General features: G+C 72.7%; 9 protein-coding genes. 3 read left to right on the forward strand and 6 right to left on the reverse strand.

Annotated features, from left to right (window positions below):
• Positions 1 to 8: 8 nt before the first annotated feature.
• The 6 genes from ACIBBB_RS12240 to ACIBBB_RS12265 all read right to left on the reverse strand — a co-directional run bounded on the left by ACIBBB_RS12240 (position 9) and on the right by ACIBBB_RS12265 (position 7,551).
• The gene (locus tag ACIBBB_RS12240; RefSeq protein WP_398980959.1) at positions 9 to 1,256 is read right to left on the reverse strand and encodes a CaiB/BaiF CoA transferase family protein; all 1,248 of its coding nucleotides are present in this window, start codon (positions 1,254 to 1,256) and stop codon (positions 9 to 11) included.
• On the reverse strand, positions 1,253 to 2,143 hold the full coding sequence (gene rbsK / locus ACIBBB_RS12245) for a ribokinase (RefSeq protein ID WP_398980960.1): 891 nt from the start codon (positions 2,141 to 2,143) through the stop codon (positions 1,253 to 1,255). Before rbsK ends, ACIBBB_RS12240 begins: the two co-directional genes overlap by 4 nt.
• On the reverse strand, positions 2,140 to 3,780 hold the full coding sequence (locus ACIBBB_RS12250) for an ADP-ribosylglycohydrolase family protein (protein WP_398980961.1): 1,641 nt from the start codon (positions 3,778 to 3,780) through the stop codon (positions 2,140 to 2,142). Before ACIBBB_RS12250 ends, rbsK begins: the two co-directional genes overlap by 4 nt.
• Positions 3,777 to 4,943, reverse strand: coding sequence for an ADP-ribosylglycohydrolase family protein (locus tag ACIBBB_RS12255; RefSeq protein ID WP_398980962.1), 1,167 nt, complete (start codon positions 4,941 to 4,943; stop codon positions 3,777 to 3,779). The genes ACIBBB_RS12250 and ACIBBB_RS12255 overlap by 4 nt, the downstream gene beginning before the upstream one ends.
• 56 nt (positions 4,944 to 4,999) lie before the next feature.
• Entirely contained in the window at positions 5,000 to 6,280 is a 1,281-nt protein-coding gene (locus ACIBBB_RS12260; protein ID WP_398981315.1) for an ADP-ribosylglycohydrolase family protein, read from the reverse strand.
• Between the two features lie 197 nt (positions 6,281 to 6,477).
• Entirely contained in the window at positions 6,478 to 7,551 is a 1,074-nt protein-coding gene (locus ACIBBB_RS12265) for an ADP-ribosylglycohydrolase family protein (RefSeq protein WP_398980964.1), read from the reverse strand.
• Between the two features lie 261 nt (positions 7,552 to 7,812).
• Between ACIBBB_RS12265 and ACIBBB_RS12270 the strand changes: the two genes are divergently transcribed.
• From ACIBBB_RS12270 to ACIBBB_RS12280, 3 genes are all read left to right on the forward strand, one after another.
• Positions 7,813 to 8,532 (forward strand): VIT1/CCC1 transporter family protein, encoded by a 720-nt coding sequence (locus tag ACIBBB_RS12270; RefSeq protein WP_398981317.1) that lies wholly within the window; start codon positions 7,813 to 7,815, stop codon positions 8,530 to 8,532.
• 419 nt (positions 8,533 to 8,951) lie between these two features.
• Complete coding sequence (gltB, locus tag ACIBBB_RS12275) at positions 8,952 to 13,568, forward strand: glutamate synthase large subunit (protein WP_398980965.1); 4,617 nt, start codon at positions 8,952 to 8,954, stop codon at positions 13,566 to 13,568.
• Positions 13,561 to 15,021, forward strand: a complete 1,461-nt coding sequence (locus ACIBBB_RS12280; RefSeq protein WP_398980966.1) for a glutamate synthase subunit beta — start codon at positions 13,561 to 13,563, stop codon at positions 15,019 to 15,021. Before gltB ends, ACIBBB_RS12280 begins: the two co-directional genes overlap by 8 nt.
• The last annotated feature ends 168 nt before the right edge of the window (positions 15,022 to 15,189 follow it).

The following is a 15,189-nucleotide window of genomic DNA, read 5'->3' on the forward strand; positions in this document are numbered from 1 at the left end:
GGGGCGGCTCACAGCGCGCCCTCCTCGCGGAGGGCCGCGATCTCCGGAGCGGAGAGGCCCAGCTCGGTGAGGACCGCGTCCGTGTCGGCGCCGTGCGGACGGCCGGCCCACCGGATGGCCCCGGGGGTCTCGGAGAGCCGGAAGAGGACGTTCTGCATGCGGATCGGTCCGAGGTCCGGGTCCGCGATCTCGGTGACGGTGTCCAGCGCCCGGTACTGCGGGTCGTCCATGACGTCGCGGATGTCGTAGACGGGGGCGATCGCCGCGTCCGCCTTCTCGAACGCGGCCATCGCGTCGTCGCGCGAACGCCGGGCGATCCAACCGCCGACCGCCTCGTCCAGCACGTCGGCGTGGTCGGCCCGGCCGCTGCCGGTGGCGAACCACGGCTCGTCGACCAGTTCCTCCCTGCCCACCAGCCGCATGACGCGCTCGGCGACCGACTGGGCGGAGGTGGAGACCGCGAGCCAGGAGCCGTCGGCGGTGCGGTAGGTGTTGCGGGGGGCGTTGTTACGGGAGCGGTTGCCGGTACGGGGCTGTACGTAGCCGAGCTGGTCGTACCAGAGGGGCTGCGGCCCCAGCACCGTCAGGATCGGCTCGATGATCGCCAGGTCGACCACCTGGCCCCGGCCCGTCGTGGCCCGCCCGTTGAGGGCGGTCATCACGGCGTACGCGGTGGCCAGCGCGGCGATCGAGTCGGCCAGACCGAACGGGGGGAGCGTCGGCGGTCCTTCGGGCTCGCCGGTCATGGCGGCGAAGCCGCTCATCGCCTCGGCGAGTGTGCCGAAGCCGGGGCGCCGGGAGTACGGCCCGAACTGCCCGAATCCGGTGACCCGGGCGAGGACCAACCGGGGGTTGACGGCCGAGAGTTCGGCCCAGCCGAGGCCCCATTTCTCCAGCGTGCCGGGGCGGAAGTTCTCGACGATCACGTCCGCGTCGGCGGCCAGCCGCAGCAGGACGTCCCGGCCGGGCGGGCTGCACAGGTCGAGGGTGATGGTGCGCTTGTTGCGGCCCAGGATCTTCCACCAGAGGCCGACGCCGTCCTTCGCGGGGCCGTGCCCGCGCGAGGGGTCGGGGCGGGAGGGGTGCTCGACCTTGATGACCTCGGCGCCGAAGTCGCCGAGCATCGTGGCGGCGAGCGGGCCGGCGAAGAGGGTGGCGAGGTCGAGGACGCGCAGGCCGTCCAGCGGGGGAGCGGCGGGGGTGGACGCGGCGGACGGGGCCTTCGGGTCGTTGCCGGTGCCGTTGGCGGTGGTCATGAGGCGGCCTCGTCGATCTCGCAGCGGTAGGGCATGGAGGTGGACGCTCCTTGGCGCTGTACACAGAGCGCGGCGGCGGCCGACGCCCAGCGCGTCGCCTCCGCCATCGGTAGGCCCTCGCCGATCGCCACGGCCAGCGCGCCGACGAAGGTGTCACCGGCGGCCGTCGTGTCCACGGCGGTCACCTTCGGCGCCGGGACGGTGACGGGCCCGGCGTCGCGTGCCGCGTACAGACAGCCCGCCGCGCCCAGGGTGATCACGACCTCCGGGACCTGCCGGAGCAGCACCTTCGCCGCCTCGTGCGGGTCGGCGACGCCCGTGAGCTCCGCGGCCTCGTGCTCGTTGGGGACCAACAGGTCGGTGGCGGCCAGGAGTTCGGGCGGCAGCGGCTGGACGGGGGCGGGGGTGAGGATCGTCCGTACCCGGTGCCGCCTCGCCGCCCGCGCGCCGTCGAGGACGACGCTCAGCGGGAGTTCGAGCTGGAGGAGCAGGGAGGCGGCGGTGCTGATGAGGGTCTCCTCGCCGGGGCCGAGCGCGGTGAGGGTGCCGTTCGCGCCCGGGATGACGACGATCGCGTTGCCGCCCTCGTCGTCGACGACGATGTGGGCCGTGCCGGAGGGGCTCTCGGCGGTGTGGAGGAGGTCGGTGTCCACGCCGGACGAGGTGAGCGTGTGCCGGAGCAGTACGCCGAACTCGTCGTCGCCGACCGCGCCGATCATCGCCACGTCGCCACCGGCGCGGGCGGCGGCGACGGCCTGGTTGGCGCCCTTGCCGCCGGGGACCGTACGGAATTCACGGCCCGTGACGGTCTCCCCGTGCTTCGGGGCTCGCGCGACGTACGCGACGAGGTCCATGTTGGTGCTGCCGAGCACCACGATGCCGGTCATGGGCGGAGTGCCTCCTGGGTGAGTCGGGCGAGTTCGTCGAAGCCGATGCCGTCGAATCCGACGACGGAGGTGGCGAGGCGGTTCTTGAGCGGAGCCGTCCACCGCTCGGGCAGCCGGTCCGGGTGGCCGGCGAGCAGACCGGCGACGGAGCCGGCCGTCGCGCCGTTGGAGTCGGTGTCCCAACCGCCGGACACGGCGCGGCAGATGGAGCCGGTGAAGTCGCCGTCGGCGTGGGTGAGGGCGGCGGCGAGGAGCGCGGCGTTGGGGATGGCGTGGACCCAGTGGTGGTGGCCGTGGGTGGCGTGCAGTCGGTCGACGACGGTGTCGAAGTCATTGTGGGCGCGGGCGGTCCCGATCGCGTGGCGGACGGCCTCCGCGAGTCGTGAGCGCGGGGGAACGACGGCGAGACCGGCGCGCAGAGAGGCGTGCACGTCCGCGCCGCCGCCCGCCGCGGCGATCGTGCCCGCGACGAACATCGCGCTGTACACGCCGTTGGAGGTGTGCGTCAGCGTCGCGTCCCGGTGCGCCTGGGCGGCGGCCGACGCGGGGTCGCCCGGGTGCGTCCAGCCGTGTACGTCCGCGCGGATCGCCGCGCCGATCCACTCCCGGAACGGGTTGTGGTGCCGGGCCGTGTCCGGGGGCTCGATCCCCGAGAGCAGATTGCGGTACGCGACGCGCTCGGCGGTGAACGTACGACCGGCGGGCAGCTGGTCGAGCCAGAGGCGGGCGACGTCGGCGGTGCGGAAGCCGCGGCCGTACCGCTGGAGCAACAGCACATTGAGCAGGGGGTAGTTGAGGTCGTCGTCCTCGGGCATGCCGTCGATGTTCTCGGCGAGTGAGCCGGCGGCGGAACGCCGGTTCCAGGGGTGCGCGGCGGCGAGGTCCGCCGGGACGCCCTCGGCGGTGAACCAGCTGTTCAGGGGCCAGTTGCCGGTGGCGCGGGCGAGTGCGCGGATGGCGGGGAGGGTGAGCTTCTCGACGGGTTTGCCGAGGAGACACCCGGCGGCGCGGCCGAGCCAGGCGGCGTGCAGTTGCCGCGCGCCGAGCGGGGTGTGTTCCCCTGTCCCGCCCCTTCCCGAAACCTGGGGCGGGCCCCCGGGCCCCCCGATGGTCGCGTCCGTCGGGCCGGGTGGCGCGCTTCGCGGCGCGGTGGTGGACGGTGTGTGATCGCCGGCACTGCCCGCTCCCGGGTCCGGGGCCAGGCCCCCGGGCCCCCGTGGGGTGGCCGTGCCCGCGCCCGTCCGGTGGCCTTCGACGGCCGTCGGCGACGCCACCGGCCGGGGGCGCTCGCCTGCCTCCGCGGTCGCCGGAGGTGCGGCGCGGGCCGGTGCGGGCGGCTCGGTCGGCCACTCGACGCCGCAGGCTCGCACGATGTCCGGCAGCTCCGTCGGTTCCCTCTCCGCCGACGGGCCCGGCAGGTCCGCCAGTTCGGACAGAAGTGTCAGGGCCAGCGCCCGCAGTTCCGGGGCCGCCGGCAGGGTGGACGCGCCCGCGCGCGGCGGCGACGGGGGGCCGCCGGCGGCGTACCAGGTGGAGGCCACCGCCGTCGGGTCGCGCCCGTCCTCGGCCGCCTGGCGCAGCTCGTGGCCCAGCAGGTCCTCCGGCTGGACCCAGGTCATCCGCAACGGCTCCGTCATCGCGCCACCGTCAGCTCGGCGAACGCCGATTCGTGGGCCCGGCGGCGCGCCGTGTCCTGGGCGAAGATCTCGTACGCCACCTCCGTCAGCGTCCGCCCGGGGCCGTGCAGATCGAGACGGCTCGCCTCCGAGACCTCCTTCGACCAGTCCGGCGGGATCGTCGCCCCGCCGGACAGCGCCCCGGCCACCGCCCCGCTCATTGTGGCGATCGAGTCGCAGTCGCGGCCGTAGTTGACCGAGCCGAGCACCGTACGGCGGTAGTCGCCGTCGCCGATGAGCAACATGCCGAGGGCGACGGGCAGTTCCTCGATGGAGTGCAGCCGGGACGGCCGGCGCGCGCCGAGGGACGGGGCGCGGTAGTCGGGGCCCACCGTGTCGAACGGCGCGACCGCCTCTCGCAGCGGACGCAGCGCCGGCTCGAAGTCCTCGTGGGCGGCGGCCACTTCGCACACCGCCTCGATCGCGGCGCGCGTCCCGTCCTTGGCGAGCGTGAGGCACGCGTCCACGACGCTCGTCGGCGTCGCGCCCGGCGCACACGCCGCGGCGACCGCCGCCGCGAGGACCCCGGCCGCCTCACGGCCGTAACTGGACTGGTGCGCGCCGGCGACGTCGAGGGCCTCCGCGTACGCGGAGGCGGGGTTCGCCGCGTTGACGAGGCCCACCGGCGCCATGTACATCGCCGCACCGCAGTTGACGATGTTCCCGGCGCCCGCCTCGCGCGGGTCCACATGCCCGTAGTGGATACGGGCGACGAGCCACTTCTCGGCCAGGAAGATCCGCTGGAGCGGCAGCGCCTCCGCCTCCAGCTCTGGGATCCAGCGCGGCGTGGAGATCAGGTCGGGGACGAGACGGTCGGCGACGGCGTACGCGTCGAGGTGGTCGCGGACCGTGGCGTACACCCGCACCAGCGCGTGCGTCATCAAGGTGTCGTCGGTGATGTGGCCGTCGCCCTTGTGGTACGGGGCGATGGGCCGCGCCGTACGCCAGTCCTCGTTCCAGGGGCCGACGATGCCGGACACCCGGCCGCCGTGCCGGTCCACGATCTGCTCGGGGGTGTAGCCCTCGACGGGGCCGCCGAGCGCGTCTCCGACGGCCGCGCCGACGAGACTGCCGGTGATCCGGTCTTCGAGTGCGGGCGTCGCGGATGCTCTGAGCGTCGTCATGCCGGAATTGTCCACCCGCGTACGTCCCGTGGGGGTGAAGCTCGCCGCCCGTGGCGCTACGGGGAGTTGTGGTCCGCCGAGGCGAGCGTGCGCGCCAGCAGCCCGGCGAGTTCGACCAGGTCCGTCCCCGCGAGACGCGGCAGCGCGCAGCCCGCCAGGACGCGGCAGGCGTCCCGCCAGGCCGAGGGCACGGCCGCGCCCCCGCCGAGCGCCCCGGTCAGCGCGCCGGCGAGCGCGGGCGCCGAGTCCGCGACCCGCGAGAGGCACGCGGCGGCCGGTACGGCGGCGCAGACGCTCCCGCCGGACGCGAGGGTCAGGGCGAGGGCGACCGGCACGGTCTCGGCGGCGGCGATGCCGTAGCTGTAGACGTGGTCCACGATCTGATGCTCCAGCAGGGGGACGAGCGCGAACGCTCCGGCGGGCTCGTCCGCGAAGTCCCGCGCCAGCTTGACCGCGTGCTGGGCGTTGCGCCCGATCTCGGTGCTGTCCGGCAGCTGTTCGAGCGCGGCGGCGACCGCGGTCGCGGTGTCGGCGCCGCCGAGCGCCGCGGCCACGGCGGCGGCCATGGCGCGGGCGCCGTGCACCCCGTCGCCGTCCTGCGTGTAGCGGGCGTCGAACTCGGCGAGTTCGGCGGCGGCGTGCGGCCGTCCCGGATGCACGACCGCCAGTACGACGGACCGTACGCAGGCCGCGTCGTCGAAGTAGTGCGGGTTGTCGTGGCCGGTCGCGGGCGGGCGCAGACCGGTGGCGAGATTGCCGAGCCCGGCGCGTACGGAGATCCGGGCGCGGAGCGGCAGTACGGCGGACTCCACCTCCGGCGCGCGGTCCGCCGCCGCGGCGATCTCACCGGCGAGGGTGGACCAGGCCAGGTCGACGGCGGCGCGTGTGCGGCGGTCGGCGGGGAGGCCGGCGAAGAGATCACCGAACGCGGTGAGCACGGTCTCGGCGGCGAAGGCCGCCCACTCGGCGTCGTCGGACGGTCCGAGGCGCAGCGGCTCGGGGGGCTGGTTGAGGGCGATGGGGACGGGGAGGGTGGTGGTCGCGTTCTGCTCGGCGAAGGTGTCGAGCTCACGGGTGAGCCGCCGGGTCCACTCGGGCATCCGCGCGGCCCGATGCCGAGCGGCTGGCCACCCGGCGGCATCCCCGGCACCGAGCCCGAGAAGGAGCCCTTCGATCCGGTCCCGGGCCACCCCGGGCCCGGCCGTGTGCCTCAGGTGCTCGCACCGGGGGGCGTCGGCGCCCGGTCGACCGCCACTCGCGGGTCGGCCCGGCATCCGCCCGGCCGCGGGCCCGGTGTCCGCCCCCCGGTCGGCCGGCGCTCGTGGGCCCGGCGTCAGCTCGGTGCCGTCGCCCGCGTAGGTACCGTCCGGGTGGGCGGGGTTCCGGCTGGTGGGCGGTGTTTCGTCATTCTCCGGCCGGCCTGGGTGTCGACCGGTTGACGGACCGTCGCGCGTCGTCGGGCTCGGCCCGTCCGGCGGCCGGGGGCCCGCCTCCGTACCCGCCGACAGCTCCACGCCGTGGCCCTGCCCGCTCATCAGGACCCCTGCCCGTCGTCGTCCGGCGTCAGCAGGTCCGCGATGTCCAGGACGTGGTGGCCCCGCATCGACGGCAGGCAGCTGCCCCGGACCGGGCCGATTGCCGAGGACCATTCCTTCGGGATCGCTTCGGCGCCGGAGACCGCTCCCGAGAGTGCTCCCGCCACCGCCGCCGTGGTGTCCGCGTCGCGGCCCATGTTGACCGCCGTCAGGACCGACGTACGGAAGTCGCCGCGGGCCGCCGCGAACGCTCCGAACGCCAGGCCCACCGCCTCCGGCGCCAGGTCCGTCCATGGGTAGCCGCCGATCACGACCGCCGACCGGACCGCCCGCTCCATGGTCAGCGTGTCGGGGTGGTCGCGACCCGCCGCGACCACCGCGCGGCGCAGCGAGCGGGCCGTCCAGGAGTCCATCGGGATCACCGAGAGCGCGGCGGCCACGACCGAGGCCGGGCCCGCGCCCGTCATCGCGGCGGCGACCCCGGCCGCCACCGCCTGGCCGCCGTAGATGCCCTCGCCCTCGTGGCTGACCGTGCCGTCGACCGCGACGAGCCGGGCCGCTTCGGCCGGCCGGCCGGCCGCGAAGACGCCGAACGGGGCCGCCCGCATCGCGAGGCCGTCGCTCCAGGCGTGCCGGTGCTGGGCGGTGATCGGGGCGGCGAGGCCCCGGCGCAGATTCTCCAGCGTGCCGCGCTCGCTGAACCCGGCTCCCCGGAACGCTCCCTCGTCGAGGTCGGCCAGCCAGTGGTGCCAGGCGTTCTCGACATGGGTGACGGTCAGGGCCGAGCCGTGTCTGGCCAGCAGGAGACCGGAGAAGATCGCGTACTCGGTGTCGTCCGTACCGGCCGGGTTGTCACTGACGAACCCTTCGATACGGCCCCAGCGGCGGCGGATCTCCGAGGGGCGCATGTTCTCGGCGGGGGCGCCGAGCGCGTCGCCGACCGCGAGGCCGAGCAGCGAGCCGCGCGCCCGTTCCCGCAGCGCCGCGAACTCACCGACCCCCGAGCCGACACGAGGACCGGGGTCAGGACCGGCACCAGGACCGGGGCCAAAACCGCAGGCAGTCAACTCCATCGCGGGGCCTTTCGCGCGCATCGGGCCCCAGGGAGGCCACTCTTCCTCCCATACGTCCCACGCCGCGCCCCGCGGGAGTCCCACAAGCGCTTCTGTCACCCGGCTGGTGCCTTGGTAAGCATGGCTTTCCTTGCTGGCGGGAGCCCTGTTTCGTGCGTACTTTCGAAGCCGTGGCGGGGTCTCCCGCCACGCCCGAGCAGCCGGATCAGCCGGATCAGCGGGATCAGCGGGATCAGCAGGAAAGGGGACAGCGTGTCCGTCATGGACAACGAGGCGTCACTCCACGGAGCACACCGTGACAATCACACGCACCGTGATGTGAACGGCGGCTGGCTGCGCCCCGCGGTGTTCGGCGCGATGGACGGACTTGTCTCGAACCTGGCTCTGATGACCGGCGTAGCGGGCGGCTCCGTCGACCGGCAGACCCTCGTCATCACCGGCCTCGCGGGCCTGGCGGCCGGTGCCTTCTCGATGGCCGCGGGCGAGTACACCTCCGTGGCGTCCCAGCGTGAGCTCGTCCAGGCCGAGCTGGAGGTGGAGCGGCGGGAGCTGCGCAAGTACCCCAAGGACGAGATGGCGGAGCTCGCCGGGCTGTACGAGTCGCGCGGGGTGGAGCCGGAGCTGGCCCGCCAGGTCGCGGAGCAGCTTTCGAGGGACCCCGAGCTGGCGCTGGAGATCCACGCGCGCGAGGAGCTGGGCGTCGACCCGGACGATCTGCCGTCCCCGATGGTCGCCGCCGTGTCGTCGTTCGGCTCCTTCGCGGTGGGCGCGCTGCTGCCCGTCCTGCCGTATCTGCTCGGCGCCACCGTCCTGTGGCCCGCCGTGCTGGTGGCGCTGACAGGTCTCTTCGCCTGCGGCGCGCTGGTGGCGCGGGTGACCGCGCGGAGCTGGTGGTTCAGCGGTCTGCGCCAGCTGCTCCTCGGCGGTACGGCGGCGGCGCTCACGTACGGGCTCGGGGCGCTGTTCGGCGCGGCCGTGTAGTCGGCCGCCCGGCCCCGGTCCGGCGCGCCCACCCTCCGGGCGTACGACATATTGCGCGGTCGGGGAGGTGCCGTCACTGTGGTGACGAGCATCCCTCGACCATCCTCCGGCGTTGCCCCACCTGGGTGGGACACTATGCATGGCGTCACATATCCAGCCGTTACCCGGTTGTTTCGAACGCTTGAACTCCGGGCATGAGCCGTAGGCGCTGCGGGCAATGAAGCCCGCTCCGCCACGGTCGGGTGTCCGGCGTCCCGTTCACCCATGACCCCTTCGCCGCTGCGAGCGGCGTCCACATGCTGGATTCAGCTATCCGCTTTCTGAGCAGCCGACCCATCATGTAACCTGCACGAAATTTTGCCCAGGGCCAACGTCGTCCCTCGGTTATCGCATATGCCACGACGACGACGGGAGAGCCGATGCGTTTCGACGCCTGGTCGCCCATGGATGGCCGCCCCGCTGCGCAGGGCATGTATGACCCCCGTAACGAGCACGACGCCTGTGGCGTCGGGTTCGTGGCCACCCTGACCGGTGTGCCCGGCCACGAGATGGTCGAGCAGGCGCTGACCGTGCTGCGCAATCTCGAACACCGCGGTGCCACCGGCTCCGAGCCCGACTCGGGCGACGGCGCCGGCATCCTGCTCCAGATCCCGGACGCGTTCCTGCGCGAGGTCACCGGGTTCGAGCTCCCCGAGGCCGGTTCGTACGCCGTCGGAATCGCCTTCCTGCCCGCCGACGAGCCGGACGAAGCCGTCTCACGGATCGAGACGATCGCCGCCGAGGAGGGCATCGACGTCCTCGGCTGGCGCGACGTGCCGGTCGCCCCGCAGATGCTCGGTGCCATCGCCCGCTCGACGATGCCGGTCTTCCGCCAGCTCTTCGTCTCCGCGACGACGGACACGGCCACGGCCACGGACACCGACACCGAAAAGGACTCGGGCCCGCTTACGGGCATCGCCCTCGACCGCAAGACGTTCGTCCTGCGCAAGCGCGCCGAGCGCGAGGCCGGGATCTACTTCCCCTCGCTCTCCGCCCGGACGATCGTCTACAAGGGCATGCTGACCACCGGCCAGCTGGAGCCCTTCTTCCCCGACCTCTCCGACCGCCGCTTCGCGACCGCGGTCGCCGTGGTGCACTCGCGCTTCTCCACCAACACCTTCCCGAGCTGGCCGCTCGCCCACCCGTACCGCTTCGTCGCCCACAACGGTGAGATCAACACGGTCAAGGGCAACCGCAACTGGATGCGGGCCCGAGAGTCCCAGCTGGCCTCCGACGTGTTCGGTGACGACCCCCGCACGCTGGAGCGGACCTTCCCGGTCTGCACTCCCGACGCCTCCGACTCGGCGTCCTTCGACGAGGTCCTGGAACTGCTCCACCTCGGCGGCCGGTCGCTGCCGCACTCCGTGCTGATGATGGTCCCCGAGGCGTGGGAGAACCACGACTCCATGGACCCCGCCCGGCGCGCCTTCTACCAGTACCACGCGACGATGATGGAGCCCTGGGACGGCCCCGCCTGCGTCACCTTCACCGACGGCGTCCAGGTCGGCGCGGTCCTCGACCGCAACGGGCTGCGCCCCGGCCGCTACTGGGTCACCGACGACGGCCTCGTCGTCCTCTCCTCCGAGGTCGGCGTCCTCGACATCGATCCCGCGAAGGTCGTCCGCAAGGGCCGCCTCCAGCCCGGCCGGATGTTCCTCGTCGACACCGCCGAGCACCGCGTCATCGAGGACGACGAGATCAAGGCGACGCTCGCCGCCGAGAACCCGTACGAGGAGTGGCTGGAGGCCGGCGAGATCGAGCTTGAGGACCTCCCCGAGCGCGAGCACATCGTGCACACGCACGCCTCCGTCACCCGCCGCCAGCAGACCTTCGGCTACACCGAGGAAGAGCTGCGGATCATCCTCGCGCCGATGGCCCGTACCGGCGGCGAACCGCTCGGCTCCATGGGCACCGACAGCCCGATCGCCGCGCTGTCCGCGCGCCCCCGGCTGCTGTTCGACTACTTCACCCAGCTGTTCGCGCAGGTCACCAACCCGCCGCTGGACGCCATCCGCGAGGAGCTCGTCACCTCGCTGCGCTCCACCCTGGGCCCCCAGGGCAACATCCTGCGGCCGTCCGCCGCTGCCTGTCGGAGCGTCACCCTGCCGTTCCCGGTGATCGACAACGACGAGCTGGCCAAGCTCATACACGTCAACGCCGACGGCGACATGCCGGGCATGACCACCGCCACGCTCTCCGGCCTCTACCGGGTCAGCGGCGGCGGCGAGGCCCTGGCCGCCCGTATCGAGGAGATCCGCGCCGAGACCGACGCCGCGATCGAGAGCGGCGCGCGGATGATCGTGCTCTCCGACCGGCACTCCGACGCCGAGCACGCGCCCATCCCGTCCCTGCTGCTCACCGCGGCCGTGCACCACCACCTCATCCGCACCAAGCAGCGCACCCAGGTGGGGCTGCTGGTCGAGGCGGGTGACGTACGCGAGGTGCACCACGTCGCGCTGCTCATCGGCTACGGCGCCGCGGCCGTCAACCCGTACCTGGCGATGGAGTCCGTCGAGGACCTCGTCCGCGCGGGCACCTTCATCGAGGGCCTGGAGCCCGAGAACGCCATCCGCAACCTGATCCACGCCCTCGGCAAGGGCGTCCTGAAGGTCATGTCCAAGATGGGCATCTCCACCGTCGCCTCCTACCGCGGCGCGCAGGTCTTCGAGGCCGTCGGTCTCGACGAGGCGTTCGTGGAGAAGTACTTCAGCGGTACGGCGACCAAGATCGGCGGCGCCGGTCTCGACATCGTCGCCCAGGAGGTCGCCGCCCGTCACGCCAAGGCGTACCCGCCCTCCGGTATCTCCGCGTCGCACCGCGCGCTGGACATCGGCGGCGAGTACCAGTGGCGCCGCGAGGGCGAGCCGCACCTCTTCGACCCGGACACGGTCTTCCGTCTCCAGCACGCCACCCGCAACCGCCGCTACGACATCTTCAAGCAGTACACGGACCGGGTGAACGAGCAGTCCGAGCGCCTCATGACGCTGCGCGGACTCTTCAGCTTCGCCTCCGGCCGCGAGCCCGTCGCCCTGGACGAGGTCGAGCCGGCCTCCGAGATCGTCAAGCGCTTCTCCACCGGCGCCATGTCGTACGGCTCCATCTCCAAGGAGGCGCACGAGACCCTCGCCATCGCGATGAACCAGCTCGGCGGCAAGTCCAACACCGGCGAGGGCGGCGAGGACGCGGACCGGCTCCACGACCCGGAGCGCCGCTCGTCCATCAAGCAGGTCGCCTCCGGCCGCTTCGGTGTCACCAGCGAGTACCTCGTCAACGCCGACGACATCCAGATCAAGATGGCCCAGGGCGCCAAGCCCGGTGAGGGCGGCCAGCTGCCCGGCCACAAGGTCTACCCGTGGGTCGCCAAGACCCGGCACTCCACGCCCGGCGTCGGCCTCATCTCGCCGCCGCCGCACCACGACATCTACTCCATCGAAGACCTCGCGCAGCTGATCCACGACCTCAAGAACGCCAACCCGGCCGCCCGCATCCACGTGAAGCTGGTCTCCGAGGTCGGTGTCGGCACGGTCGCGGCCGGGGTCTCCAAGGCCCACGCCGACGTGGTCCTGATCTCCGGCCACGACGGCGGTACGGGCGCGTCCCCGCTCACCTCGCTCAAGCACGCGGGCGGTCCCTGGGAGCTCGGCCTCGCCGAGACCCAGCAGACCCTGCTGCTCAACGGGTTGCGCGACCGGATCGTCGTGCAGACCGACGGCCAGCTCAAGACCGGCCGTGACGTCGTCGTCGCCGCGCTGCTGGGCGCCGAGGAGTTCGGCTTCGCCACCGCGCCGCTCGTCGTCTCCGGCTGCGTCATGATGCGCGTCTGCCACCTCGACACCTGTCCGGTGGGCATCGCCACCCAGAACCCGGTGCTGCGCGAGCGCTTCTCCGGCAAGGCCGAGTACGTCGTCAACTTCTTCGAGTTCATCGCCGAGGAGGTCCGCGAGATCCTGGCCGGGCTGGGCTTCCGTACGCTCGAAGAGGCGGTCGGGCACGCCGAGCTGCTGGACACCGAGCGGGCCGTGGACCACTGGAAGGCTCAGGGCCTGGACCTCCGGCCGCTCTTCCATGTGCCCGCCCTGCCCGACGGCGCCGTACGGCACCGGATCGTCGAGCAGGACCACGGCCTGGCCAAGGCGCTCGACAACCAGCTGATCAAGCTGGCCGCCGACGCGCTCGCCGCCGAGAGCCCCGAGGCCGCCCAGCCGGTCCGCGCCCAGATCGCGATCCGCAACATCAACCGCACCGTCGGCACGATGCTCGGCCACGAGGTGACCAAGAGGTTCGGCGGCGCGGGACTGCCCGACGACACCATCGACATCACCTTCACCGGCTCGGCGGGCCAGTCGTTCGGCGCCTTCCTGCCCAGCGGCGTCACGCTGCGCCTGGAGGGCGACGCCAACGACTACGTGGGCAAGGGCCTCTCCGGCGGCCGGGTCGTCGTCCGCCCCGACCGGGGCGCCGACCACCTCGCCGAGTACTCGACCATCGCGGGCAACACCATCGCCTACGGCGCGACCGGCGGCGAACTGTTCCTGCGCGGCCGCACGGGCGAGCGCTTCTGCGTCCGCAACTCCGGCGCCACGGTGGTCTCCGAGGGTGTCGGCGACCACGGCTGCGAGTACATGACCGGCGGCCACGCCGTCGTCCTCGGCGAGACGGGGCGCAACTTCGCGGCCGGCATGTCCGGCGGCGTCGCGTACGTCATCGACCTCGACGCCGACAACGTCAACGCCGGCAACCTCGGCGCCGTGGAGACCGACCTCTCCGACACCGACAAGAAGTGGCTGCACGACGTCGTGCGCCGCCACCACGAGGAGACCGGCTCCACCGTCGCGGAGAAGCTGCTGACCGACTGGGACACCTCCGTGGCCCGGTTCAGCAAGATCATTCCTTCCACCTACAAGGCAGTGCTCGCCGCCAAGGACGCCGCTGAGCTCGCCGGTCTCTCCGAGCAGGAGACCACCGAGAAGATGATGGAGGCGGCGACCAATGGCTGACCCCAAGGGCTTCCTGACCACCGGGCGCGAGGTCGCCAAGTCCCGCCCGGTGGACGAGCGCAGACACGACTGGAACGAGGTCTACGTTCCGGGCTCACTGCTCCCGATCATCAGCAAGCAGGCCGGACGCTGCATGGACTGCGGCATCCCCTTCTGCCACAGCGGCTGTCCGCTCGGCAATCTCATCCCCGAGTGGAACGACTACGCGTACCGCGAGGACTGGACCGCGGCGAGCGAGCGGCTGCACGCGACGAACAACTTCCCGGAGTTCACCGGCCGGCTCTGCCCCGCGCCGTGCGAGTCCGCGTGCGTGCTGGCCATCAACCAGCCCGCCGTCACGATCAAGAACGTCGAGGTCTCCATCATCGACAAGGCGTGGGACAACGGCGACGTCGTCCCGCGCCCGCCGGAGCGGCTGTCCGGCAAGACCGTCGCCGTCATCGGCTCGGGCCCGGCCGGCCTGGCCGCGGCCCAGCAGCTCACCCGGGCCGGCCACACGGTCGCCGTGTACGAGCGCGCCGACCGCATCGGCGGCCTGCTGCGCTACGGCATCCCCGAGTTCAAGATGGAGAAGTCCCACATCAACCGCCGTATCGAGCAGATGCGAGCGGAGGGCACCAAGTTCCGTACGGAGACGGAGATCGGCCGCGACATCGACGCGGCGAAGCTCCGCCGGCGCTACGACGCCGTGGTCATCGCGGCCGGTGCCACCGTCTCGCGCGACCTGCCCGTGCCCGGCCGTGAACTGAACGGCATCCACTTCGCCATGGAGTATCTGCCGCTCGCCAACAAGGTGCAGGAGGGCGACCTCACGGTCTCCCCGATCACCGCCGAGGGCAAGCACGTCGTGGTCATCGGCGGCGGTGACACCGGCGCGGACTGTGTCGGTACGGCCCACCGCCAGGGCGCCGCGTCCGTCACCCAGCTGGAGATCATGCCCCGGCCGGGCGAGGAGCGCGCCCCGAACCAGCCCTGGCCGACCTTCCCGATGCTCTACAAGGTCACTTCCGCGCACGAGGAGGGCGGCGAGCGGATCTACTCCGTCTCCACCACCCACTTCGAGGGCGACGAGGACGGCAATGTCCAGTCGCTGCACCTCACCGAGGTCGAGTTCAAGGACGGCCGGCCGGAACCGAAGCCCGGCACCGAGCGGACCATCCCCGCCCAACTGGTCACCCTCGCCATGGGATTCACCGGCACCGACCGGTCCAACGGCCTCGTCGACCAGTTCGGCCTCGAACTGGACGCGCGCGGCAACGTCGCACGGGACGCCGAGTACGCGACCAACGTCGACGGCGTGTACGTTGCGGGTGACGCGGGTCGCGGCCAGTCCCTGATCGTGTGGGCCATCGCCGAAGGCCGTTCGGCGGCGCGCGGCGTCGACCGCTATCTGACCGGAGCGAGCGAACTGCACGCCCCGATCCGCCCGACGGACCGTTCACTCACGGTCTGAGACAAGAGAACGTCCCGTACAACGGCGTACGGACGGTGACGGCCCGGGGGACGTCCCCTGGACCCTCCGCAAGACACGGCGCCCGCCAGTCCCCGACCGGACGACGGCGGGCGCCGTGGCATGTGCGCGCCGTGCTGTGTAGCCTCGACGCACCCCCCTTAGGGGTGT

The organism is Streptomyces sp. NPDC051217, from assembly GCF_044455465.1.
Taxonomy (GTDB): Bacteria; Actinomycetota; Actinomycetes; order Streptomycetales; family Streptomycetaceae; genus Streptomyces.